General features: G+C 64.5%; 25 protein-coding genes. 14 read left to right on the top strand and 11 right to left on the bottom strand.

What is annotated here, in order from left to right; genetic code table 11:
- Positions 1 to 124: 124 nt before the first annotated feature.
- The 4 genes from H537_RS46435 (at position 125) to H537_RS56360 (ending at position 3,601) form a co-directional block, all read left to right on the top strand.
- Positions 125 to 1,069 carry a hypothetical protein gene (locus H537_RS46435; protein ID WP_156902037.1) on the top strand — a complete coding sequence of 315 codons (945 nt, stop codon included), beginning with the start codon at positions 125 to 127 and terminating at the stop codon, positions 1,067 to 1,069.
- A complete protein-coding gene (locus H537_RS0130750; RefSeq protein ID WP_029000951.1) occupies positions 1,066 to 2,541 on the top strand; it encodes a tetratricopeptide repeat protein in 1,476 nt (491 codons plus the stop codon). Before H537_RS46435 ends, H537_RS0130750 begins: the two co-directional genes overlap by 4 nt.
- Before the next feature lie 226 nt (positions 2,542 to 2,767).
- A complete protein-coding gene (locus H537_RS0130745; RefSeq protein ID WP_029000950.1) occupies positions 2,768 to 3,358 on the top strand; it encodes a hypothetical protein in 591 nt (196 codons plus the stop codon).
- 120 nt (positions 3,359 to 3,478) lie between these two features.
- Positions 3,479 to 3,601, top strand: coding sequence for a hypothetical protein (locus H537_RS56360; RefSeq protein WP_259375252.1), 123 nt, complete (start codon positions 3,479 to 3,481; stop codon positions 3,599 to 3,601).
- 920 nt (positions 3,602 to 4,521) lie between these two features.
- On the opposite strand, the gene H537_RS53595 is transcribed toward H537_RS56360, so the two are convergent.
- The gene (locus H537_RS53595; RefSeq protein WP_156902036.1) at positions 4,522 to 4,695 is read right to left on the bottom strand and encodes a hypothetical protein; all 174 of its coding nucleotides are present in this window, start codon (positions 4,693 to 4,695) and stop codon (positions 4,522 to 4,524) included.
- 96 nt (positions 4,696 to 4,791) lie between these two features.
- Here H537_RS53595 and H537_RS0130735 point away from each other — a divergent pair, with 96 nt between their 5' ends.
- The gene (locus tag H537_RS0130735) at positions 4,792 to 5,850 is read left to right on the top strand and encodes a DUF932 domain-containing protein (RefSeq protein WP_051243719.1); all 1,059 of its coding nucleotides are present in this window, start codon (positions 4,792 to 4,794) and stop codon (positions 5,848 to 5,850) included.
- A gap of 165 nt (positions 5,851 to 6,015) precedes the next feature.
- Here the strand turns inward: H537_RS0130735 and H537_RS0130730 are convergent, their stop codons facing one another.
- The 3 genes from H537_RS0130730 to H537_RS53590 are packed head-to-tail and all read right to left on the bottom strand — an operon-like array spanning position 6,016 to position 8,159.
- A complete protein-coding gene (locus H537_RS0130730; RefSeq protein ID WP_029000948.1) occupies positions 6,016 to 6,663 on the bottom strand; it encodes a hypothetical protein in 648 nt (215 codons plus the stop codon).
- Entirely contained in the window at positions 6,656 to 7,339 is a 684-nt protein-coding gene (locus tag H537_RS0130725) for a nucleotide-binding protein (RefSeq protein ID WP_029000947.1), read from the bottom strand. Before H537_RS0130725 ends, H537_RS0130730 begins: the two co-directional genes overlap by 8 nt.
- A gap of 10 nt (positions 7,340 to 7,349) precedes the next feature.
- The gene (locus H537_RS53590; RefSeq protein ID WP_156902035.1) at positions 7,350 to 8,159 is read right to left on the bottom strand and encodes a hypothetical protein; all 810 of its coding nucleotides are present in this window, start codon (positions 8,157 to 8,159) and stop codon (positions 7,350 to 7,352) included.
- A 259-nt stretch (positions 8,160 to 8,418) separates the two neighbouring features.
- Here H537_RS53590 and mobA point away from each other — a divergent pair, with 259 nt between their 5' ends.
- Together mobA and H537_RS46430 are read left to right on the top strand one after the other, a co-directional pair.
- A complete protein-coding gene (gene mobA, locus H537_RS0130715) occupies positions 8,419 to 8,715 on the top strand; it encodes a plasmid mobilization protein MobA (protein ID WP_238446868.1) in 297 nt (98 codons plus the stop codon).
- Positions 8,716 to 8,814: 99 nt separating this feature from the next.
- A complete protein-coding gene (locus tag H537_RS46430; RefSeq protein WP_051243716.1) occupies positions 8,815 to 9,072 on the top strand; it encodes a hypothetical protein in 258 nt (85 codons plus the stop codon).
- 860 nt (positions 9,073 to 9,932) lie between these two features.
- Here the strand turns inward: H537_RS46430 and H537_RS0130700 are convergent.
- Positions 9,933 to 10,133: a hypothetical protein gene (locus H537_RS0130700; protein ID WP_029000945.1), complete on the bottom strand. Its 201-nt coding sequence runs from the start codon at positions 10,131 to 10,133 to the stop codon at positions 9,933 to 9,935.
- 25 nt (positions 10,134 to 10,158) lie between these two features.
- Here H537_RS0130700 and H537_RS0130695 point away from each other — a divergent pair, with 25 nt between their 5' ends.
- From H537_RS0130695 to icmT, 6 genes are all read left to right on the top strand, one after another.
- Positions 10,159 to 10,392: a hypothetical protein gene (locus tag H537_RS0130695; protein ID WP_029000944.1), complete on the top strand. Its 234-nt coding sequence runs from the start codon at positions 10,159 to 10,161 to the stop codon at positions 10,390 to 10,392.
- A complete protein-coding gene (traI, locus tag H537_RS46425; protein ID WP_259375251.1) occupies positions 10,389 to 12,077 on the top strand; it encodes a TraI/MobA(P) family conjugative relaxase in 1,689 nt (562 codons plus the stop codon). Before H537_RS0130695 ends, traI begins: the two co-directional genes overlap by 4 nt.
- A 59-nt stretch (positions 12,078 to 12,136) precedes the next feature.
- Entirely contained in the window at positions 12,137 to 12,613 is a 477-nt protein-coding gene (locus tag H537_RS0130685) for a DotD/TraH family lipoprotein (RefSeq protein WP_029000943.1), read from the top strand.
- Between the two features lie 146 nt (positions 12,614 to 12,759).
- Positions 12,760 to 13,551, top strand: coding sequence for a type IV secretory system conjugative DNA transfer family protein (locus tag H537_RS46420; RefSeq protein ID WP_238446865.1), 792 nt, complete (start codon positions 12,760 to 12,762; stop codon positions 13,549 to 13,551).
- Complete coding sequence (traJ, locus tag H537_RS0130675) at positions 13,548 to 14,708, top strand: plasmid transfer ATPase TraJ (RefSeq protein ID WP_029000942.1); 1,161 nt, start codon at positions 13,548 to 13,550, stop codon at positions 14,706 to 14,708. Before H537_RS46420 ends, traJ begins: the two co-directional genes overlap by 4 nt.
- Positions 14,705 to 14,974: an IcmT/TraK family protein gene (gene icmT, locus H537_RS0130670; RefSeq protein ID WP_029000941.1), complete on the top strand. Its 270-nt coding sequence runs from the start codon at positions 14,705 to 14,707 to the stop codon at positions 14,972 to 14,974. The genes traJ and icmT overlap by 4 nt, the downstream gene beginning before the upstream one ends.
- 86 nt (positions 14,975 to 15,060) lie before the next feature.
- On the opposite strand, the gene H537_RS49865 is transcribed toward icmT, so the two are convergent.
- From H537_RS49865 to H537_RS0130660, 3 genes are read right to left on the bottom strand one after another with little or no spacing between them, the layout of a single operon-like run.
- Positions 15,061 to 16,743, bottom strand: coding sequence for an ATP-binding protein (locus H537_RS49865; protein WP_051243711.1), 1,683 nt, complete (start codon positions 16,741 to 16,743; stop codon positions 15,061 to 15,063).
- A complete protein-coding gene (locus tag H537_RS53585; protein WP_211235112.1) occupies positions 16,744 to 17,127 on the bottom strand; it encodes a hypothetical protein in 384 nt (127 codons plus the stop codon).
- Between the two features lie 36 nt (positions 17,128 to 17,163).
- A complete protein-coding gene (locus H537_RS0130660) occupies positions 17,164 to 17,799 on the bottom strand; it encodes a response regulator (RefSeq protein WP_029000940.1) in 636 nt (211 codons plus the stop codon).
- A gap of 343 nt (positions 17,800 to 18,142) precedes the next feature.
- On the opposite strand from H537_RS0130660, the gene H537_RS0130655 reads away from it, so the two are divergent.
- Positions 18,143 to 18,535, top strand: coding sequence for a hypothetical protein (locus H537_RS0130655; RefSeq protein ID WP_156902032.1), 393 nt, complete (start codon positions 18,143 to 18,145; stop codon positions 18,533 to 18,535).
- Positions 18,536 to 18,705: 170 nt separating this feature from the next.
- Here the strand turns inward: H537_RS0130655 and iscB are convergent, their stop codons facing one another.
- The 3 genes from iscB to H537_RS0130635 all read right to left on the bottom strand — a co-directional run bounded on the left by iscB (position 18,706) and on the right by H537_RS0130635 (position 23,946).
- Positions 18,706 to 20,139 carry an RNA-guided endonuclease IscB gene (iscB, locus tag H537_RS0130650; RefSeq protein WP_029000938.1) on the bottom strand — a complete coding sequence of 478 codons (1,434 nt, stop codon included), beginning with the start codon at positions 20,137 to 20,139 and terminating at the stop codon, positions 18,706 to 18,708.
- Between the two features lie 267 nt (positions 20,140 to 20,406).
- Positions 20,407 to 21,648: a DUF1173 domain-containing protein gene (locus tag H537_RS0130640; protein WP_043460758.1), complete on the bottom strand. Its 1,242-nt coding sequence runs from the start codon at positions 21,646 to 21,648 to the stop codon at positions 20,407 to 20,409.
- 75 nt (positions 21,649 to 21,723) lie between these two features.
- Positions 21,724 to 23,946, bottom strand: a complete 2,223-nt coding sequence (locus H537_RS0130635) for a hypothetical protein (protein ID WP_029000935.1) — start codon at positions 23,944 to 23,946, stop codon at positions 21,724 to 21,726.
- Positions 23,947 to 24,026 lie beyond the last annotated feature (80 nt).

Here is a 24,026-nt window from a genome sequence, read left to right as displayed (position 1 = left end):
CGTACATCCCGCCATCTCACCTTCAAGTCAAGCTTGCCAGGCCGGTTCCATGCTGAGGCGGCGTCCCCGTGGTCGGTTCAATGGCGGCGGCGTCTGTGGTGCCTGTTGCAGACGCTGGGCGAGCATGGTCACTCACGACGGGCTCGATCAGAATCGCCGCATGGATACGCCTGTCGAAACCCGGGAAGCCGCACTGCAACGCTACCTGGCCACGGGAGACTGCCATGACGCACCCCGCTGGGCTGGCGCCAGCTTCCTGGAAGCCGCGCGCAACGCCGCTGCGTTCCTGCGCGAGGGACTGGTCACGGAAACCCTGGCGCGGCTGGCGGCGCGGCCGGTGCCGGTACTGCCGCTGAAGGGGGACCTCGCACCCTGGGTGCGCCGCAAGGTGTCGCCGATGGTGGAAGGGCTGTTCCCGGCGACCGAACGGCCTGTGGTGCTGGCGCTGTTGAAGCGTTCGGTCGTGTTCGTGGGGCCCGGCAACATCGAGGCGGTGCTGCGGTCCGGGCTCTGGCCCCACACCGCTTGGTCCCTGGCCAACATGGTCCTCGCCGCCGCGGATTGCGAGCCGCTGTCCGAAGACGGCACGGCCTGTGTGGGCCTGAGCGAGGAAACCACCTGCTTTGTCAGCCAGGCGTACTTCGCCGAGGAAGATCCCTTTGCCGACTTCGTCGTACACGAGGCCGCGCATGTGTTTCACAACTGCAAGCGCGCGACGATCGGGCTTGCAGCCACTCGGCGGCGCGAGTGGCTGCTGGACATCGACTTTCACCGCCGCGAAACCTTTGCCTATGCGTGCGAGGCCTACAGCTGCATCCTGGCGCTGGGCGACACGCCGGCGCGCCGGCTGCTGGCGCTGCAGCAGCATGCCCAGGGGCCGCTGCCCGGCGACAGCGTGGTGGACGTGGACGAGTATCTCGACATCCTGGGCGAGGCAGTCAGGGCACGCAACGGCTGGAAATGCATCCTGCGGCGGTGTGCGCCAGCCAGGCAGCCGAAGGCGATCCCGGCAGAGGTTTCGGCCGATGCATCCATCCAGCCGTTTGGTCGTGCGCCGCTGCTGCCGTGAGCGCTGAAGACGTCGATGGGGCCGGTGGTCTGGAGCCGCTGCCCGAGATGCAGGAGCGAAGCCGGCTGCAGGCATTCCTGCATGGGCTGCCGGCATCCGTGCTGGCCAAGAAGCTGATGCAGATGGCCGACAGCGACTTCCAAGTCGAGCGCGAACTGCAGTGCTGGCGCCGCGCGAGCGAGGTGACGTGCGACCCGGCCGAGCTCGTGGCCATCGCCGACGGGATGCTCGAGCCGGGGCGCCACTACATCAAGCTCGGCGAAGGCCGGGAGTACGTGCGCCGCGGCGAAGCGGTGCTGCCGCTGTTGCGCCAGACCCGTGCGCGCGACACGCAGGCGGCAGTGACCTTGGGCAGCCACGCATTGCGGCGTGCCTGGGAGCTGATGAACCAGGCTGACGACTCGGGTGATGAGTTTGGAGAGCTGTGCCGTGCCATCGGCGCCGAGTGGCTGGCTTGCCTGCAGGCCGCTGGGCCTCAACCCGGGGCGTTTGGCGAGGCGTACCTGCAACTGTTGCTGGAGGACCCCGTCGAGAGCTTCGACCCCGTGGCGGCCGAGACCGCCATGGGTGAGGCCGCGCGGCAAGGCCTGCGTCAGGCGCTGCAGCGGCGCTGGCGGGCGGCCAAGGACGCGCTGCGGGCCGAGCAGGCGCGTTGGGAAGAGGCCAGGGCGCGCCGCAAGGGCCGGTACGCGGGTCTCCCTCCGCGGTCGGACATCAATCTCTGCGAGCTCCAACGCATGCACCTGGAGCAGCTGGAGCGTGCGGGCAACATCGACGGTGCGCTGGCCGTGCTGCGCGAGGATTTGACGACACCGCAGGGACACGGGGCGGTGATTGGCTTGCTGGGGCGCCATGGCCGCCATTGCGAGGCGCTGTTGCAGGCCGAGGAGGGTTGCCGCGCGTTCCCGGACGATGCGGGCCTGCAGGCGGCACTGCTGCGCGGCCTCGAAGGTGCAGGGCGCCTTGAGGAGGCGTTGGTGCTGCGGCGCCAGCAGTTCGAGCGCCGCCCAGAGGTGGAAGCGTTTCACGCACTGCTCGAGGCGGCCAAGGCCGCCGGGCACGATGTCGCGGCGCTGAGGGACAGCGTGCTGGCCTGGCTGCAGCTGCACGAGATGGCAACCGGGCGCTACGGTCCCAACGACGTCACGCTGCGCGCGCAGATCCTGTGCGCCGAGGAGCGTTGGAGCGAAGCCGCGCAGCTGGTGCAACCACCCGCGAGCTGTTCCCTGGTCACGCTGCGCACCATCGCGCTGCACCTCGGTACCGAGGAGCGGGATACGGCAGCAGCGCTTCTCATGCGCGTCCTCGACGCGGCGATGGACCGGGCCACCAGCCCGTACCGGATGGAACTCCATCTGGTTGCGGAGATCGCGCAGCGCATGCACGCGCCGCAGCGGGCGGTCTGGCTGGCACATCTGCGCAAGGTGTACGCGGGCAAGCGCAACTTTCTCAACGGGCTGCCAGTGGGGTGAGCCCGGGCAGGTACCGGCAAGGTGCTGCATTTGCCGGCACGGCCGCAGAGGTGGAGCCTTGAAGGCGTGTCGCGGAGCGCGACACCTGGGGCCGCGAGGCGGGACGTGTCAGACGCTGCTGCTCTGGCGGCCGCCGTCGCGGCGCTGGCTCACCGATGATCAAAAGGCCACGCCCAAGCCGCACCTGAGCAAGCGGCTGTATACCGCTGCTCGTCGCACGACAGCCTTGGGCGTTATCGAGACCGCGCCGGACGGGCAGTTGTCGTTCGTGCCGAACTACGTCCTTCCGAAAGGGTCGAACGAGGCGCAAGGCCAGCCGAGCGCCGTGGCGCTTCTGACGTTTCGGCCGGGACAGCGAGTGTTTGTGGACGCAACGGCGGACGAGTTGCGGGAACAGTATCTCGAGCCCTTCGCGCCCGAGGAGGTCGTGGCCCTGGCCGGCCGCGAGGGGGTGGTGGTCGGGTATGCCGGGTGCGCCTCGCTCGAGCTGGTGGTGGTCATGATCGACGGCGTGCCGTGGGCGTTCATGCCGGCGTATCTGGCGCACGTGCAATCGGCCGAAGGCGACGAAGGCCAGGCTGCCGTGACGGATGAGGGCGTCGCAACTGCGTTCGATCCCTACCGCGAGCCGCTGGCCGTGGGCGACACGGTGCAGGGCATGGATGGGCGCGTCGGGTGTGTGACGCTGGCCGAGCGGCGCCGGCTGGCTGTGGTGTTCGAGCACGGCAGCGCCTGGTGCGGCGACTTGGTGTGGCGCTGCTTGTTCCAGTTGATCAGGAAGGCAGGCGAGCGCAGACGGGACGGTTGCCCGTCCTGAAGCGAGCGCAAATGACGGACTGAAGTCAGACGAGGGAAAACCCCGTCAGGCAGCTTGTCCCCGACCGGCCCCGGTTTGCGTAGAGTGGGTTTCGATCTCAACGCAATGGAAGGAGCGGTCATGCTGATCCTGCTGTTGTCCTTCGCGACGCTCATCGCCGCTGGAGGTTTCTCGTTCCCGTACTGCCTTCGCAGACGTGAAGAAGAGCGTCCCACTGCGCCGTTGCCATTGCAACCACGTTGACGGGTCATCATTGTTGGCTCGGGGTGTGGTTGGCCCCGCACGGCGAGTTGGCGCCTGAAGTCGCACATGGCTGCTGCGAAGATGCCGGTGGGCGGGTGACTGCTCTTGCACCGGTGGGGTTACGCCGCCAGCGTGCAGGGTTGCGCCAGTAAAGCCGATTTGCGGCCGCATCGCTGTGCGGCTCTGACAGAAGCTGTGGTGTTGCACGGCGCCGCCCAGTTCAGTTGCGCTTGTGCTGGTCTTCGCCGACACGCTTGGACGCGGTCAGCCGCGTGCCGACGTTGTACTGAATGGATACGCCGTAGCTGCCCCGCACCTAGTCGTTGACCGGTTGGCGGTGACCTTAGGCGCGTAAATATTCGGCCAGGATACGGCGCGCAAGTGCCGAAGCAGGATCGCACTGTCCACGCCAGCCCCGTCCAGAGGAGCGTTCGAGGACGTCACGGAATCGAGCTCCGAGCTGGCGAAGCGTTCAAGGTCGAGCCGCCTGCGTGTCCGCTGCAGCCGTCCAGGGCACGACGCTCGGACTCGAATGGATGAGACAAGTCGAAGGCGTAGCTCAGGTGACCACGCCTGTCCACGGCGTAGACCACTGCCGCCTGCCAATGGCGGTTTCAACGGCGGCTGCGATGCTGGCAACGGGTTGCAGGCCGTCACCCACCGCATCGGTGCATAGCTCTTGTATTCCTCGTAGCACTCAATCCGCGCTTGCAACTGACGGAACTGTTGCCCAACTTGGAGGAACCGACACCGCGCCAGCGGGCCAGCCGGGCTCGGTTGCTGGCGCTGGTGGAATAGCTGAGCTTCGAGGAGCACGACCCCAGGCTCTACAAGCGTAGCGCGATTACTGAAGCCTACCGGCCAACGGCCACGGCACTGGCGCGGCAGCTGCGAAGGTGTACGCGCCGGTGGATGGCGCCTCAGCGGCGGCTCTTGAGCCAATGCCGGATGCGCTGCTTGATCTCTGCGTGCAGCTCCGTGGGGGCGTACAGGCCGCGCAGCTCCGTCATGCCTTGCTCCTCGCGGCGTTGGCGCAGTGCCTCCTGGCGTTCCTTGTTCGACTTGGCTGTGGGCTTTGGCTTAGGGCTGTCCATGTTCCCATGATACGCGTAACGCCATTGACTCGTTACGCGTAACGACGTACTATTTCGACATGGCAGCACCACGCTGCTATCCACCGGAGAAACGCCATGGCCCACATGATCGACACCTCTACTGGCCAAGCTGCGATTGCCTACGTCGGCGATGCTCCCTGGCACAAGCTCGGCCAGCGCCTGACGCGCGGCGCGGATCTCGATACCTGGCGCCGCGAGGCTGGCCTGGCTTACAGCGTCGAGCGCACGCCCGTCCTGTTCCAGCGTGCCCATGCCGGTGCCTCGGATCGCATCGAGGCGATGGCGGGCCGGGACGTGCTTTACCGCTCGGACACGGGCGCGGCGCTTTCGGTGGTCGCTACGGACTACCGGGTAGTGCAGCCGGGCGAGGTCCTGGAGTTCTTCGGCAAGCTCGCTGACCTGGGTGGCTTCAGCCTGGAAACCGCAGGCGTGCTGGCAGAAGGCCGGCGCGTGTGGGGGCTCGCGAAGGTAAGCGATGGCGCGCCGGTGATCGGCCACGACGTGGTGCGGCCCTACGTGCTCCTGGCCACAAGCTACGACGGCACCATGGCCACGGTCGCCAAGTTCACGACGGTGCGCGTGGTCTGCCACAACACGCTGACGATGGCCGCCGGCGCGGCCGGCATGGGGCAGACCGAGGCCGACAAGACTGAAGGTGCTGTCGTGCAATGCGTCCGAGTCCCCCACGTCCAAAAGTTCGACGGCGAAGCAGTGCGCCAACAACTCGGCATCGTGGCTTCCGTGTGGGAGCGCTGGCTGGTGGACGCACGGCTGCTGGCCGAGGTTCCCGTAAGCGAAGCGCAGGCCGACAACTTCATGACCGACTTGCTGCTGTCCATCCAGGCTACGCCGAAAGGCAAGGCGGTGCGGGATGTACGCGCCAGCCGGGGCTACAAGCGCCTCATGGACCTCTTCGGCGGCGAGCAGATCGGCGCCGACCTGTGCGGCACGAGCAGCGCGTGGGCGCTGCTCAACGCGGTCACGGATTATGTGGACCACGAGCGCGGCAGGACCGACGACACACGCATGGCGAGTGCCTGGTTCGGCGCCGGCGAGGGCCTGAAGCTGCGCGCCTGGGACGCCGTGCGCGAGTTGGCGGTGAAGGCTGGTGCCCTGTCCGAGGCTGCAATCTGAATACGTGACCCTTTCGGCGCACGCTGGCGCTGCGGGTGCGCAATGCCAGTGTGCTGGTTACGGGGTGCAAGCTGTCGCGGCGGCGACGGCAGTTCGCTGTGCCGCATTGGCCGCTACTGCTGACGCGCGGTGCGAGCAGTGCCAGCAGCAACCGCCAAGTGCAGGTCACAGCGTCGGCAACAGGAAAGCGACGCAAAGCGCGATGAGGCATAGGGCGGATGCCACCATGCCCAGACGCTGCCCTGCGCGAATTTCGGCCCTGGACTGCCAGAGCGCCATGACTGCGGCCGCTCCGCCTGCGAGCGCTGCGATCCAGCCGGCGGGGGTCTGCGCAAGCGCACTGAGGAGGGCTGCGGACATGCCTGTTCCCGTCGGGTGTCTCAGCCAGGGTGGCGCATGTCCCGTCGCCAGCGAGGCCCCGACCACCATGCACAGCGAGCCGAACCCGACCAGCGCCAGCAGGGCCCAGCCCCACGCCAGGACGCGGCGGGACTCGGCTGCCGTCGCAGCGACCGCGACGCTTGCCTGGCTGACGGCTTCGGCCAGCGAGTTGAATGCGCGCTTCGTTTCCGCCTCAGCAGTCTGTGCGATCAGCGTGCGCTGGTCAGCCACGATCTTGCGAACTTCCTCGCCGATGGTCGCGGGCACCCTGCGATACAGCGTTTCGTAAGACTGAAGGGCCATCAGCACGATCCACAACGCGTCGTTGTCGCCGATGTGGAGCGCGTTCTTGACCCGGTACAGCTCCTGGATCTCCTGCTGCGTCGGCTGCCGGCCCAGCAGTGTGGCAAACGCTGTTTCGAGCTCAGCCATCCAGGACCGTCCCGAGCATCGAATGCACATCCGCGCGCCAGCGCGCCAACTCCGCGCGATTGCCCAGCGGCAATTCCTTCATCGCAGCAGAGATCGACAGGCGGCGGCTGTAGAGATCGTCGCTGACCCGGTCAGCCAGGTCCGGCAGCGTCAGCGACCGGCCGCCAGCGTCTTCAACGGTCTTGCGTATCTGCGAGCCGTTGTAGAGCTCGAACTTGCGCTCCTCTCCGAAGTAGCTGTTGCGCACCACATGCGTTCTCGACCCGGGCAAGGCCTCCATGTAGTCGCGCAGCAGCTCCAGGCTGTCGCGCTGTCGGTTGATGACCCACAGCGTCACGAGATCCCGCTGCAGCTCACTCAGGGTGCTGTTGAGCGTCTGCCCGTAGGCCGTCACGCCCCGGTTGTTCCGCGCGGCCGTGTTCACCACGACCGCGTGATCCGGGTTCTGATCGCAGACGTTCACCAGATCGATCCAGCCGTTGGCATCATCGAGATCGACAAGCTCGGCTTGGACTTCACCGCTGTACATCTTCCACACGTCCGGATTGGAGGTGTCGGACTCGATCAACAATACCTTCTCACCGCGAGAGGTGAGCGTGTCGATGAGCGCAACGCTCTGGATCGACTTCCCGACGCCGCCCTTGCTTCCACCCGCAATGTAAATCCGTCGCTTCATGACGTACCTTTCAGATCACTGGGGAATCCGCGCGCGGCACGAAACTGCTGCTGCGATGCGCTGCTTGTGGTTGATCCCGCGTGCTGCTGACAGCAGGGCTGTCTGCCCGGTTCTGCAGTCTCTCCCCAGCGCTGTCGCCTGACGCGCCTCCAGATCCGTCTTTCTGTACAGCCCCACGCAGGTTCCCGGCTCCGTTCACAGATCCGTCCCGAAGGGTTTCAACTCGGCGCTCCACTGCGCGATCCACTCGGCCATCCACTTCGCTATCCACAGGGCCATCCACGTCACGATCCACTCGGGTATCCACGGCACTGTCGCTCATGTCGTTCCCGGGACGGCCGCTTGTGCTGTCGGTGTGGCTGTTCCTACTCTCGTCCCCCGGCAAGCCCTCCAGACGTTCATCGATTGGTGAAGGTGCATGGGTCACCGGAGCGTGACCGATCGCATGCTCGGACGCGCCCTGACCGCATGTCACGGCTTGTCCTCGAGACGGTTCCTTGCCACTTGCCTTCTTGCTGCGAGTCGCAGCGGCGTTGCTGCGAGTCGCAGCGGCGTTGCTGCGACCGCGGCGTTGCTTGGTCGTGTTCCGAGAGCGGCTCAGGTAGCTCTTCAACGACTGCGGCGAAATCTCCAGACCGGTCCCGCGAAGGATGTTCGCGATGTCGTCCATGGAGTATCCCCGGCGCTGCAGTTCGGTGAGCTCGTCGGCCATCCGGGCAATGGCCTGCTGCAGCGTCAACTTCTGCTTGGTCTCTTCTTGCGCAGGCATCTCCCGCAGCTTCAACCGGAGGTCATCAACCTGTGCAACGGTGATCTCCATGGGGCCATCCATTTCCTGAAGCGAAGTTGATCCACGCGGGATTGTTTTCCGCATTCTAGACATAATACGGAACGGGTGATACGGTGCTGTACCGGGCAAGGGGCATGGTGCCGGGACAGGGTAGGGCGTGTACTCCCGCCGCCAACGGCGTGCGTACAACCGACTGCGCTCCAGTCGTTGCACTTCCTGCACTGCGCTTGACCCTTGCTCAGGGCCACGCCCCGAGACCCCGACGTGCATGGGAAGGTCACCAGTGAGCATGAGCGAAAAGCGCAAGCGCACAGCGATGCTGCCGCGGGTTCGCTGCCACGAACACGAGAGGCAGACCGTGCGCGAGAAGGCCGCCGACTGTGGCATGAGCGTGGGCCAGTTCATGCTTGCTGCGGCCCTGGGACGCAAAACGAAGACGCGCGTCGACGAGCACATCCTCAACGAGCTGCGACTGCTCGGCGGACAGCAGAAGGCGTTGTTCCGCGAAGGTGGCGGTGCCCTGCAGCGCGAGTACGCGGCGCTGCTGGCCGAGATCACGCGGGCCATCACGCGACTGGGAAGCTGAGCATGTTGGCCAAGGTGCCGCAACGCCGGCAGGACTGCAGGTCGAGCTTCGACGCTCTCGTGAATTACGTGAGCGAGAAGCCGCAAGAGGACGACGACGATGAGCTCCATTCAAGCGACCGACAGCGACACGACCAAGTTCTTGGAACTGCTCGTGAAAATCTCGGAGCAGCAGAAGACCATCTGCAAGCTGCTGGACGAGTTGATGCAGCTGCTCGACATGCCATCCGAGGACGTGTTGAAAGTGCTCGCGCGGCTGCTCGTGCCCATGGGCCACGACATGGACGAACTGGTGCAGAACCTGAAGATCGAAGCGGTGCGCGCAGAGTTGCCCCGGACGTCACAGCAAGCCGGCTGACAGCGCATGGCGAGGCGCTCGCCCAGGCAGGTGGCCGACTCGGCGAAGCTCAACAGCATCTGGACGCTGAAAGCCGACGCGACATGCGCACAGCGCCAGCAGCACGGACACGCGCTGAAAACGCGCGGGCAACAGCGCAACGGCAGCGCGCACGGCCCGCGCTGATTTCGGCTGAGCGAGCTCATGCAGATGCGGGCCATATGCGGGCGATCGAACGGGCACGGGAGCGCGTTCTGGCGGCTGGCGAGTCGCTGGTGCGGGCGGCCCCTTCGTTGGCCCCGGAAGTCTCTGTGCGCGCTCGCGCGCGTTACGCGCGGCTTGCGGCAGCGCTTGGCCCGTGCGGAACTGACCAGCACGGGACACCGAAGGAGAAAGCGATCCAGGGCAACACGCTGGCGCACGCGCGCGGGCACCTGGACGCCGCGCAAGCGTACCTGGAAGCGGTTGGACAGCGTGCCGCCCCGCAAGACGATGAAAACCACATCCGCGGCCATTGGCAGGCCGCACGGCGGCCACGTCGAGTCCAACGTGGCCCGCTGGCAGTCCTTGCGGATGTGCACCGCCAGGACGCTCTTGACCAGGTGCGCCGCAACGTGCACCAAGCCGGCGAGGCACTCGCGAGGACAGCATCGGCAGCCGATGCGACGCTGGTCAACCGTGCCCGGGCGCTCTGCACGCGCGTGGCGGGCTTGTTCGCTCGCGGTGGAATTGCCACGCCTGGGGCGCACGGGATGGCGGCGCAGTGGGCCACGGCGCTGGAACTGGCCCGGATCCACCTGGATGCCGCGCAGTTTCACCTCCAAGCAGCCCGGGGCCGCGGCGCAGCGGGCGTGTCCAGCACGAGGAACCGCCTTGCCGCGTCACAGCAACTTGGCCGGCTGCCGCTTCGCGGCGAAAGCCGGCTGGGCAGCCCGGAGGAGGCTGCCGGTCCAGCCGAGGCAGCATACCGGCATGCCCTGGACGTCACGCGCCGCCGGCTGATGGCTGCCGGCGAGTACCTGCGGCTGGCGCCGCGGCTCGACACGGAACTTGTCGCACGCGCCCAGGCGCTCTTCTTCCAACTCTCAGCGCTGTCTGGAGCGGTCCATGGCCATACACATCAGGGAAGTCTTGCCCTTGCTCGAAACCATGTCGAAGCAGCAGGCACACATCTTGGACCGGCTGACGAGCTTGATCGGCGCGCTTGGTGCCGAGCCCGATCCCATCGAGCCGCACTTGCGCGCGATGCTCAAGCCGCTGACGCAGGACATCACGGAGATGCAGCAAGTGCTCTCGCCGACCGAGAGCTCGCCCGGCTCCTGGGCCAACCCGATCGGGTGACATCGGCCAGCGGCACGTCCTGCGAACACAACTGCCTGTCGTTGGAGACGGCCGCAGCGGAGATGAGAGCGGTGGCGGCACAGAATGCGCGCGTCAAGGACCCGGTCTATCACGTCGTGCTGTCCTGGCCCTGCGGCGAGACGCCTACCGATGAGCAGGCCTTCGCCTGCGGGCGGCATGCGCTGAGCGCGGTCGGCATGCAGGATCACCAGTACGTGTTCGCAGTGCATCGGGACACGGCTCATGCGCACCTGCACGTCGCGGTCAACCGTGTGCATCCCGGCACATTCGCCGCCGTCTACCCGGACCGTGACTACTTCAAGCTCGACCGCGCGATGCGCGAGCTGGAGCTGCAGCACGGGTGGAAGCATGACTCGGGCCCCTATGCGGTGTTCGACAGGGGCGGGCAGAAGGTCATCGACTGGGCCAGGCAGGCGCCAGACACCACCGAGAGGCTGCCCATCCGTGCTGCCGACATGGAGCGCCATGCCGGTGCCGAGAGCCTCTTCACATACGCACGCGGCGAGCCCAAGGCCGCGGTGCTGAAGCTGCTCTCCGGCCCCAAGCCTGGCTGGGACAACCTGCACGCGACCCTGGCGCGCTTCGGGCTGGAGTTGCGTCCCAAGGGACAGGGGCTGGCCGTGTACGACCTGAGTGGAGAAAGCAGGACTCCTGTCAAGGCCAGCGACATGCATGAGAGCTTGTCGCTGCCGCGCCTGACTAGGACGTTGGGTGCCTACAAGGCGCCGTCGACGCCGCGTCCACTCGCGCAGCAGCGGTATGACCGGTTCCGCGAGCCGGTTCACGACCCGGCGCTCAGCGAGCAGCGGCGTCACGAACGCGCCGACGCACTGCGCGGGTTGCGGGAGCGCTACGAGAAGTACCGAGCGGGCTTCGAACTTCGAGCCCTTGACGAGGCAACCGTGAAGCAGCGTTTCGAGGAACTGCGTGCCGCTTCGCGGTGCCAACGTGCGCAAGTACGCGCGTCGGTGCGCGATGCCACCACCCGCAAGGCGCTGTACAGCGTGATCGCGTTCGAAACGTTGCGAGACCGAGAGCGACTGCGCACGACGGTCAGGCGGGACAGGGCGGCCCTGCGCAAGGACCGCGCCGACAGGCAGATGTCCTTTCGGGAATGGGTGGCAGACCGGGCCGCGCAAGGCGATGCGGCGGCCATCAGCCAGCTTCACGGCTGGGCCCGTGCCGAGCCGCGCGAGAGGCGCCGGCTTGCCGAGTTGACCGATGCACGGCACGTGGACGGGTTTCGAGGCGCACAGGCCGTCGACCCCGTGGCTTGCGATCTCGGCGACGGTTTCACCTTCGTGGTCTTGCGCAACGGGACGGTGTCCTACCGAAGCAGTGCAGGCGACGAGGTATTCATCGACCACGGACAACGCATCGAGGTCCTGCCAGGCGCGCTTGCGCACCGGAACGCACTCGCGGCAGCACATGCCTTGGCACTGCAGAAGTACGGGCCCGGCGCTGAAACAACCGGGCAGCCCGGCTTCAAGGCGGCTGTCGCCAGGCTCGGGTCGGCAGTTCGGACGGCATCCACGGCGCCGATGGAGGCCGCCGCCCTGTCCGGCTCGGTGCAGCCCAGGGCGTGTGGTTCGGCGGAGCCAACGGCAGGAGGCGGCGCTGCGAATCCGCAGCCAGCACCGGCACGCCGGCGCCGCATGCGATAGGCTTTGGACAAGCTGCTGAATTCCGTATCATGTAATTCATACGAAACGGAGACGTCATCATGCATGACGGTCAGGTCCTGTTCACGGCGTCAGTCTTGGCCGCGGCCGCCTTGACGGGCTGTGCGTGGACACCGAAGGAGCCGTTGGCTGCCGGTCCGATGGCTGATGCGCAGGCGTTGGTCGATGCCCAGATCCTGGACGCTGCAGCGAAGCTCCAGAGGTCGCAGGCCGAGCTGTTCCAGGCCGCGGCGCTCAATGCACCGGTCGAGCCCGCAGCGGCGGACATCAGGGACGATGGCCAGCCCGTGACGCTGACGTGGCGCGGGGATGCGGCGGAGTTGTTGCGCCGCCTCGCACGCGACAGAGGTCTGGGCTTTGCTTCGGCGGGTGTGCGGCTGCCGCTGCCAGTCAAATTGAGCGTGAAGGACGAGCCTTTCGCCGGCGTGCTGCAGCTGCTGCGGGCGCAGATCGGCTTCCGGGCCATCGTTTCGCAGGTGGGCGACCGGATCATCCTCGAGTACAGCCGGCCGCAGTAAGGGGTCTCGTCATGTACCGATGCACCGCCGCTGCGGCCGTCTGTCTGTGCTGCGTTGCGGCATGTGCCGCGCCATCCACATCCCCAGTCCCTGCCGGAGCGTGGCCCCCGCCTGGCGTGCAGGTGGCGCCTCCTTCGTTGGAGGCGTTGATCAATCCACAGTCGCGGGCAAATACCGGCATCGCCGACCTGCGGGCCCAGTTGCTGCGCGACACGGGCAAGACCGTGGGTTTCCGTGGCGGCATGGTGTCTCGGTCCATGGAACTGCTGCGTGCGCTGGAAGGGCGCGCGCCAGCGCTGGAGGCGATGTTCCAGTTTTCGCCGCTGGTGTCGCGCAGCGGCGCGCTGCCGCCCGTGATCACCACGGCACAGGAGGTGGCGGCGTTCGCGCAGGATCAGATTCGCACGGCGAACCAGGTCTACAAGATCGAGCGCGAGGAACGCTTCGTCAGCGTGCCGCCTACCTGGCGCGACTACCTGCTCATCGGCCTGCCCAACAAGCCCTGGGTGGAGTTGCCGGACCTGCAGGCCCGGCCGCAGGACGGCAAAGAGCAGGCACTCTGGAAGGCGTCCGTCGAGCAGGGATGGGGCGAGGGACGGGCCCAGGCCGACGCCATCCTCGCGGCGAACTTCAACCGGCTTGTGCGCGACTTCAACGGCATGGTGCTGTACTCGACGCTGCTGCAACAGGGCATGATCTCGCCCACGCGCGTGGCCGAGTCGCAGCAGACCGTGACCGGAGACCACAAGCGCATGGTCCTGGGCGACAGGTTGCGACGCATGACCGGCAAGGCCGGATTCGAGACCGATGCGCGCAAGTGGCGCCCCACGCTACGGTCTTCTCCGACCTCGGCCGCGCCGGCGGCGGCGCGGCCTATTGCGCCCGCTGCACCGACAGCCCCTGCGGCCGCACCCGGAGCCGCATCTGGTTCGCGATGAGCGAGCTCGCCTTCGAGCCCTACGACTTCCGCGGCGAGCTCGACCCGGACACCTTCAAGCGTTTCGTGGTCTACGCTGCACAACAGGGTGTTTCCGACATCCTTGTGCAGGGCGGCGACCACATCTGGGTCGAGCTGCACGGCCGCCAGCGCCGGGCCAGCTACCAGACGGTCAAGCAAGGCCAGCTCTCGGCGCTGATCAGCAGCGTCTGGGGACCGGATGTCGAAGGTGCGATCCGCGCCGGGACAGGAGCGGATCGTTCGCTGGAGCTGTTCGGCGAGGAGTTGGGCATCGCGCGGGGCAAGCGGCTGCGCGCACGCAACAACTTCATCCAGGCGCGCGTGGCGCAGCTCGACGCCGCGTTCGCGATCACGATGAGGCTGATCCCGGCCGAGCTGCCCGACATCACGACAATGGACATCGAGCCGGATCTGTTCGAGGCCTTCTATCCGGCCAAGGGACTGGTCCTGGTGTGTGGACCCACAGGATCTGGCAAGACGACTCTGCTGGCCGGCATCTATGGCTATGCCGGCGTGATGATGCCGGATCGAAAGGTCATCACGTACGAGGATCCCGTGGAGTTCGTTCTCGGTGGTCCTCATTGGAGGGGCCCGCAGCCGGCACAGTCGCAGATCGGGCGGGACATCGCTGACTTTGCGAGCGGGCTGCGCAACGCCATGCGGCGCAAGCCCAGCATCATCGGCATCGGCGAAGCGCGCGACCTGGAGACCATCGACGCCGCCATCGAGGCCGGGCTGACTGGCCACCTTTGCAATGCCTCATGCCATACCGACTCGGTGGCCGAGACGATCAACCGGATGATCCAGGTCTACCCACCGGCGCAGCAGTCGGCCATTGCCAGCCGGCTGATCGGATCGCTGGCGCTGATCGTCGTGCAGCGCCTGCTCAAGACCACGGACGGCAAGCGCCAGGCAATCCGCGAGTACTTGATCTTCGACCGCGAGCTGCGCAACGAACTGCAGGACCAGCCGTTCGAGCGATGGCCGAAGATGCTTCGCGAAAAACTCGAAGCCGAGCACGCCACGCTGGACGACAAGGCGTGGGGGCTGCTGCACGCGGGCAGGATCGACAAGCAGGAATTCATCGAGCTCGCGGGCCACAAGGCCTATGCGCAGCGTGCGAAAGGAACTCCATGAGCGTATCCATCTGGCGGGCGGCGTCGATGACGCCCAAGCTGTTCGGTATTCCCTGCACTGCGTTTCTGCCGATCTTTGGCTGGTTGTTCCACATGCGGTGGTGGACTCTCTACACCGCGGTGGGAACCATCGTGGCCTTCGCCATCCTGAACAGGTTTGGCCTGACCTTCACCGTGCTGTATCGCAAGACGATGTCCTGGCTGCGGGGCCGGCGCATTTACGCGCGCCCGTGGTGGTACCGCAACCGTTTTCAAGACTGGAACTGAGCATATTTTCCTGAGATTTATTAAAGCAGATCGATTTCCTCGTTGTGCTGGAGGACGTGGTCATATTGAATGAGCTCGCCGCTGGCCTAAGCTGGGGGGCTTCCCTGCGGAAGGGAGATGGTGGCAAATATCCGTGTGCCGGCATTCACGCCGGTCCTTATCTCAAGAGTGCCGTGAAATGCGGCCACGCGCTCGCGCATGCCGACAAGGCCGATGCCATCCGTAGGCGTGGTGCTGTCATAGCCTCTTCCGTTGTCTTCGACAGCTATTTCAAGCAATCCATTTTCAGAGTAATGCTTGAGCGATACGTTGACCGCCGTCGCGCCAGCATGCTTGATGACATTTGAAAGGGCTTCCTGCACGATTCGGTATGCCGCTATGGATACTCTGTTTTCCAACCTCGACATGTCGCCGGCAGATTGGAATGAAAAAATGCAGTCCTGATGAGCAACACCATATCCGCGTACCATCTCATCTACGGCTTGGTCCAGGCCAAGAACATCCAGGATTTCTGGTCGAAGCCTTTTCACAAGAGCACGCCCCTGCGTGTAAAGGTCGTTGGTGTTCTCGCTGATCGATGCGGCACGCTCGGCGATCTCAGCCAGTGTGGCGTCTTGTCTGCCTGATGCGGCCAGCTTGATTATTCCCTGTGCATCGTTGCGTACCCGGATGGCTATGGCGTTCAGTACGTCATGGATCTCATGAGAGATGCTTCGCCTCTCTTCCTCCGCCACGCTTTGAAGTTTATGGACAAGCATTTGGCGTTCACGGTGCGCCTTCTCGGCAGATTCTCGGGCGGTGGCCAGCGCGTGACTCCGTACGATGGCCGATGAGGCGCCGATGGCGCCGACCAGACAGGCACATGCTGCCAATATGGCGCCCCACGCAAGCGCATCCGCATCCGACATCGCCTGTCCAGTGGGCAAGGAAACAGTGGCGTAGAAATTGGTGCCTTCCAGTCGTTCGAAGGCGGTAACCTTCCCCCGGTGGTCAATGGGATCGATGAATGTCAGTACGCCGCTATCCAGACCCGCAGCTATTTGCCTGCCAACGTCGTCACGCCCCTGGATTCGGTCCTCAGAGAGGATGTATTTCGGGAAACTGATCAGCAGACGCTGTGGAGCGCGCAATGTCGCGGTGGAATTTGACCCAAGATTCAGCGTGCGGTAGTACGCAAAGAAAACATCTTCGGCCGACAAGGTCAGCTGTATGGATCCGCAGAAGGCGCCGTCAGGCGCGGAGAAGCGTCGCGACACGTGAATGCCTGGCTTGCCACTAGCGCGGTCGTCTTCCATGTTGCTAATGAAGAGTTCCTGGCCATCGCGATTCGCCTTGAAATAGCCAAGGTCACCGAAGTCGGTGCCATCTTGCCCAATCACCCCAACGATTCTTGTTCCCTTCGAATTGATCAAGGTGAATGAGGCGATGCCGGGCAACCGGTCGCGATGGTCGCGCAGCAACTCAAGGATGTGGCTTCTTCGCTCCTGGGAGATCGGCTTGAGGAAGTCGTCTGGAGTGAGATGGTTTGCCAAGTCGCGCAGGATGGAGTCTGCCATCCGGAAACTGAATCTATCATGCTCGGCAATGAGATGGGCGTACGCTGTGGCTTGGTCGCTGAGGCGCGCACTTGCTTGGTCAATGGAATGTTTGACCAAATAAAGCAGAAAAGCAATGCCCGATATTATCGCGATCCACAAGACTCCGATGGCGATGCCTATGTTGACCTTCGAGATCCTGACGTCGCGGCGGCCGAACCTGAATGTCATCATTTAAAATTTGCGCCATGCAAAGCGGCTTGTTGTGTGATTCTGGAGTTGTTTGCAGTTCCATGCTGCCGTGCAGCGCTCGCTGCGCAGTTTGGAATCAGTCAGAGTCGATGCGCTTGGCAAGGCGAAGGTTTCATCATCACTCGGAAAGTGCGCCAGGCAGAGAAGAATTTTCTCGTTCACGCGATCGAGAAAACGATTTATGAGTAGAGCTTGGAAAAATTCATGTGGTTGGGTTTGAGGGATCTTGATATTGTGCTCGTCAGCGGGAAAGGCATGGCTGCGCAACTGGTCATCATAGGCTTTTGTAAGCCAGCCCAGAAAACCTTCTGGCCATCGACTGGGAGCGTGATGGCCGCCGGATCTGGTTTTTCTTGCTCTCATCATTGATAAAGGTCAGCAATCCCGGCGGCCGGGTGGGTCTCAATCGTCGATCAGCTCATACTTCAGCGCCAACCGGGTGATGTCGGCTGGTCTTTGCACGCCCAATGATTCACGCACGGCCTTGGTGATGATCCCGATCGTCTTGGGATGCAGGTTCAATTCAACGGCGATCTCTTCATTGGTCAACCCCTTCGCCATCAACTTGAATACTTTCAACTCCCGCTCGTCGAGCTTGTCTGCGGGCGATTCTTCGCCGCGCACTGTTAGCAAGGCAATCTGTTTTGCTATTTCGGGGTGCAGGTACGTGTTGCCGGCCTTGGCGGCAGTGATTGCCTCGGCGACTATTTCCAGCGGGGCGCTTTTCGGCAGGAAGGCTTTGCCCCCTAGCCGGTAAGCTTCACGGACAATATGAGGCTGATCGAACTGAGAATAGAACACGATCCGCGCATTTCGATCCATCGCGAGTACCTGGCGCGCCACATCCAGCCCGCGGATCGCACCGATGCGCAAATCGAGTACCAGCACGTCCGGCTTCAAGGCCGTGTACATGCTCAGCACTGCGGTACCGTCCGTCGTGGCCTGGACCTCGTCAATGCCGAACATCTTCAGATCTTGCTGAAGACTTCGCGTGATCGGCGGATGGTCATCGGCCACGAGCACCCGGATTGAATCCATGCGACATCCTCCACCCGTGTTCTCTCGTCACGGTGAGCGTTGACCACCCTCACGCCGAAGCGAGAGGTCGCATAGACGGGGCGACCGAACTTCTGGACGCCACGTCAACGTGATGCCGTGAGGCTACACAACATTTCCAGTCTAGACGTCCGCCATATGCGCATCTACCGACATTACGTGCCGATGTTCTTCCATGGTGCAGTAAAAGTTGGTTTCGGGTAACGCAGGAACGTTCCCTAAGTGGATAGTGTGGCTCCATCGGCGGAGTGCTTTTGCATTCCTTGATGTAGTGCCGGTGCGGTAAGCAGCGTGTCGCCATGCTGTAGGACGCAAGGAGTGACCCATGCGTGTCTATCGAGTTGCTTTCCCCTTGGTCGGTGAAAGCATTGCCAAGCAACGTGTGAAGGATGACCGGCGGGTACGACGAGGAGGCGTCCGCAAGAGGGTGCGCGCTCTTCCAACAGTGGACGCCAGTGACTGCGAACACCTGAACGAAGAACTGCACCGACTCGAGGAGGCACTGCGCGTAATGCGCGCCGCGCACAAGAGCCTCAAGGCCGGCGACGACGCGGCGCTGTACGCGCTGGGGTTTTCCGAGAGTCGTGTTGCAGAACTCCGTTCGCAAAGCGATGGCGGCCGCGCCGGCTATCCGTCCTCCGCGCTGCGCAAACTCCGCTGGCACATCAATTTGTTCCGTGAGCTCCTGGCTCAAGCGCAAGCGGCGCCCACGCGCTGAGAGCACACCAAGCGAATGCGGTCGGCAACCACGTTGTCGATCGCTCCAGCCTTGAGCTCGTGCCTGAAGAGATCTGCGGCCAATCCGTCGCCCCCGCGCGGCATCGAAGCGAAAACCGGCCTCACCCGCTTCAGTGCCGCGTGCTGTCGGGGAAATCTGCGGCAGCTTCATCAGACGGCGCGGGAAACCTCGGCCTTCAGGCCGAAGAGGGATAGCGCACGGCGCGAAGCGCCGTCCCTGTACCCGCTCTCCTTTCGGTGCTGCGCTACAAGTTGGTAGCCGTACCCGTCGCCGCGCATGAGCACGCGGCAGTGCCTGTGGTTGATACCCTGGACGGTGCCAGCTGCGGTCTGCACGTTGAAGCTGCCGCTGCTACGCACGGCTACGCGGCCCACCCAGGTACCGGCCTTCCTGGACGAGGCGGGCACGGTGGCGTGCACCATGTCCCCCGTGCGGAAACCGAGAACCGACTTCTCGCGCATGAGGTAACCGCGCGGGAAGCCGTGGGCATCCAGCCGCGTGCGGCTGCGCGAGCCGCGGCCATTGCATTGGACCTGCAGCGTCGGCTGCGCGGTGCGCAGCACCTCACCGACTCGGCCCACGCACGCGGCATCCAGCACGTGGGTCTTGGGCAAGGCCAGGCGGGTGCGGTTGAACTTCGTGCGCCCGCCTGAAGCCGTTTGCAGTGGCAGGCCCGTGGACTTGAGGTCATTGAATAGCCGCCAGCGCGTGGCGTTGACCGCAGCGGCGTCCTTCAACGGTGCCTTGGCGTGCGCCAGGATGCGCGCCAGCCGTGCGGGTGCATGCGCCAAGAACTCGCCAACGTCCTGAGCGCCCTTGGCACGGTTGCAGGGCCGGCACGCCAGCGCCAGGTTGCTCACCCGGTCACTGCCGCCGCGAGCGCGCGCCACGATGTGGTCCTTCTCCAGCGGCACGCCCTCGGCGTCGCAGTAGGCACACCTGCGGCCCCACTTGGCCAGCAGGTACTCGCCCACCTCGAAGCCGGCGAGCTCGCCGCGCTGGTACTCGACGCCTTCGATGCCTTTCCCGGCGGCGCGCGCCTGCATGAGCTGCATGTCAAAGCGCACCAGCTCCTGCGCCAGCTCGCTGACCGGCGCCCACCGCCGCAGCCGGCGCACCCAGGTGAGCGTGGTCTCGACGCGGTGCAAGAGCGACGGCGCCAGCCAGCCGGTGCGCTTGCCGCCCCGGTTGTCAAAGCGCGGCGCGCGGTAGCGCGTGTTTCTGCCACGGCGCGAGCGGCGCAGCATCGCGCGCCGGCGCAAGCTGTCGCGGATCGCCTGCCCCCGATGCACCAGCTCCACCAATGCCACGATGTGCAGCGCCGGCTCACCCGCCTCCCCGGTGTCGGCGTCGACCCGATCCTCGACGCGGCACAGCGCCAGCCCGGTGGCCTTGCTGCCCGGGTCGATGGACAGTCGCAGCGGCTGCAGCGCCGAATCCTCGGCCGTGCGGTCCAACAGCCGGATCGTGAACGGGTACATGCGATGCACCCGCGCACGGCCCGCGGTCAGCAGCTTCCTGGCGCGCTTCTCGCTGCATGGCATCAGCGGCTTCTTGCTGCGATCCAACACGAACACCGACATGGCGGCGGCTCCTTGAAATACTGCCCTTACGGGCTCCAGTGACGGTGGCCTTTTCGGCCACGCTCTCCTCGACCGTGTTGCGCACCGGGTGGCACCCCGTACGGGGCACCCGCCGCAGCCCGTTTCGTCCCTACCCCGGGGTTGTCTGCTGCTGCGGCTTCGAGAGGTTGAAGCTGGAGAAGCACTTCAACGTCGGCCTTGCTGTCCTGTGCGCAACGTAGATTGGTGCTGTGAAGCTCCTTTCTCGGTCTGGTCAACCAGGCTCTTTCAAGCCTCGCCCTTCATGGCGGGGTGGTTGACCGCCTCGAAGCCGTTGATCGCAGGCAGCGCAGGGCAGGGCTCGCATCCTGCATGCCAGAACCAGGCGGGAAACTCGCTGTGTTGCGCCATCTCCCGCAGCGCCGTCAGGTAGTCGTCTTCCACGCCCGGTGTGACGACGTACATGGCCACCGGCCGCGGGCGCGTGTCGGTGGCCACCGCAACTGCCACGGGCCTGTCCGCTGCGAGGTTGTAGCGCAGGCACCGGCGGAACCGGCGCCCTTCCCGAACCAGGCAGCACACGAGCTGCTGGTCGTGGAGGCCGTCGATGGGAAGCCATGCCGCAGAGGTCAGCATGCAGGACATTTCGTTGACGGCCATCATTCCGGCGGGGCCGACCCCGAATGTCGCGGCCATCATCAAGTGCGTGCTTTCATCGGCGTTCCACAACGCCAATTCATCCCCGAAACGCTTCGCCATGCGGTGGGCGGTTTGATCATCCAGGTTGAAAGCCATGTCCGGCAGGTGTTTGACGACCACCTTGAATCCGTACCGCGCGGGGTTGACGGACTTCGCCTCACCGATCAGCAGCATCAACTCTTGCCGTCTGCCAACGGCGTACAACTGGGCAAGCGCCTCGGTGCGCCGGCGCTCGATTTCCTGCTTGTGTTCCAGGGAGAAAGGCTCTGGAACAAAGAGCTTGTCGCCGAGTGAATGTCCCTTGACGGATTTGGTCGCTGCCGCCGCAAGCAACTCCCGGCGCACCACGTACCAACTGCGCTTGCCCTCCATGGCCGGTGACCACGAATTCAAACCGGCTTCCTCCCAGAGATAGTGCAGCAGTGCGCGCAATGTCAGCTTGGCGCCTTCGGTTCTGACGGTATGGGATTCGCGGCCGGCGAGCATGGGTGCAGATCGGCCAACTGTCTTCGAAAGGCTGAAATCGAGTTTCAGCGCCACGGCTCCTGTATCGGTGTCTTCGATGATCGCTGCGCCTGCGACCTCGCCAAAGCCTGACAGTTCAGCCGGGGGTTCGAACGATGTGCAGTCAGGGGAGTGTTGACTCCCCGTATTGGGCATGCGCTTGACGATATGGTGGCGATCCATCGCCGCAATATACATCGGGATGCCGGGATCCTGGCACAGGCACAGCGGCCTCTGCTTGGCCGCGTAGGCGGCTGAAATCGCATCTTCAAATCCAGCGTCACCGGGTTGAATCGGCGAACCGCCCATAAGGAAACAGACGCTCATGGCATTCTCCTTGACTCCCTGGACGAGTGAGCACTGCCGTCGGCTCGACAAGATTCCATGCCCTTTCGGTTTTTGCTAATTCGCATCCGCGTCCTCCGGCAGTTCGTCGTCATCCTCGGAAATGGAGCTTTCCGGCGGGTCGTCATAGTGGGCTTCATGCATATAGCCTTGCCGGCCCGCAGCCTCGCAGCGATGCAATGCCGCACGCGCGGCCTGGAACAGGACGATGCCGCGTTCAATAGGCGAAACCTCGAAGCGCTGGATCGCGTTCAAGTGATCGGCCGCCGCGCGGCAGGCCTCAAGGATGGGATCGTCAAGGGTTGGGGCGTAGGGCGCCTCGGAACGCCGGATATAGGAGGCGATCAGATCCATGGACCGGGCGTCGTCCCTGACGCGCCTGGCGGACCTCGGCAAGCGCTTGTAGGCGGGACGCTCGACTTGCAGGAAGCGGTTGATCCGCGCCGGCAGGCACGACGACAACCGTTGCTCATCCGGGAGGTAGAACGCGCTGCTGGGCAGGACGCTGTTCTTGAAGATAACCAAGCCTTCGCCGGGATTCAGGTCCTTGAGTTCCCCCAGGCTGATCCGATCGCGTCGTTCGACGCTGGCCGTATCCTGGGCGGCATACTTGGTCGAGAAGGTTCCGGTGACGGTGTCATGCCCGGAGAGCAGGCTGTAATAACCTTCGCCGCCTGCCTTTCGAATCAGGTCGAAGGTATCGTCCGGGTCCTCGAGCGCCAGCGTCCACTTGATCTTGGTATTGGCGATGACAGACGCGGTTTCGTCACCGGCTGCCGCGCGCTTCATGCCTTGCACGTCCTGTACGCCCGCCACCATCATGAAGCCCAGTTCCCGGGCCTGGGCGAACATGACCGCCAGCCCCTCGGAGAACCAGTACGCAAGTTCGTCATTGATGATGATGTAGGGGTTCGGGCGGTTGGAGGGACGGGAGTCAAGGATTTCGGATTTGTCGCCCTCCAGCTTGTATCCAAGGGTCTGCGCCATCATCAGGCGCTGTGTGGCTGTATGAAGTTGGCCGACCGCAGCGGCTTCCGCAGGGGATTTCTCAAGCGATGGAATCAGGACTGCGAGAATGCGGTTGTTCAGAAGCACGTCCAGTGGGTCAATTTCACCGTACTTGTCGGAGAATATGTGCCCATACGTGTCCATCATCATGGACAGCGTGCGGGAAAGCTGGCCTGTGAGATAGCCATGCTGGTTGAAGACCTCCGGATCCCACTGCGAGGGATCATGCGCGAGATCCGGATTGAAGCCTGGCAGGCCCGTTTCAAAGTAAGCTTTCAGCGGCAGGAATGCCAGTTCTGGCAAATTGCCTTCCCTGCCGTCGATATAGAGTTGCACGAGGTTGTTCAGTGCCAGGTAGTGGCGAATTACCCCGATCGATAAATCGATTTCGCCGCGGGCGCGTTTGTAGCAGAGTGTCCGCAGCACGGCGTCAATCATGTTCAACGCCTTCTGTTGCCATTGAGCGCCGTCACCGCCAGTCATGCGCGGGAGCAACGACGCGAGCAACTGCAGCAAGAAATCCGATGCGCCTTCGGAAAATGCATTGGCGCCGTTGGATTGGGGCAGAGAAGGCATGCCGCTGGCGAAGTTGCCATCCTCCATGGCCACGAAGCGCTTGAACGGATCTTCACCGCCGGTGAGGTAGTTGAGAACGAGAAAATCATCCTCGCGGCCGAAGCGCCGGCACATCGACCAGATCGAAAACGGCAGGGCCACGCTTGCCTTGCCGTCGCCGTAGGTGAACCCCGAGCCCCAGCACAGCGTGTTGAAGGCCACGCCGAGCAGTGTCTGGGTCTTGCCGCTGCCCGTGGTGCCATCCAGGAACAGATGCGTGCGCGCGTCCGAATTGGTCAGCCACAACTCGCGCCCGTACTCGTGGAACTGGGGCGAACGCAGGTAGCCCAGGTAGAGAATGCCGCCGGCCACGGCGAGCTTTCGCACGGCCCTGGATCGGCGCATCAGCCCGAACAGCAGCGATTCTTCCTTCATCTCCTCGGTGTAGTCCGTGCGATCCAGGCCGCCGGCGTCCTGAGGCATGCGCAGCGGCATCTGGAACTTCTGGTCCTGGAAGAAGATCGTCGCGGCCCAGATGGTCACCAGCCATATGGGCCACAGCGCAGGCAGCCAGAGCTGCAGCGCAATGGACGCCAGCAACCAGAGCCTGAAGACCCTGGGGCGCAGGAACGTGGTGAGGAGGCGTTGTCCTGCGGTGCGGGTATCGCGCGTGAGCTTGGCCGGGTTGATCTCGTGCTGCCGATTGAGCGCTGCCATGTTCGTTCCTTAACATGGGGCGAGACGATGTCGAAGTGGACTGGGTTGTGGGTGGTCGCGAGGCCAGCCGCAGCGCACGC

This window comes from Azohydromonas australica DSM 1124 (genome assembly GCF_000430725.1).
Classification (GTDB): domain Bacteria; phylum Pseudomonadota; class Gammaproteobacteria; order Burkholderiales; family Burkholderiaceae_C; genus Azohydromonas; species Azohydromonas australica.
The sequence above is the reverse complement of the archived record's forward strand: the minus strand, read 5'-3'. Positions and strand labels throughout refer to the sequence as shown.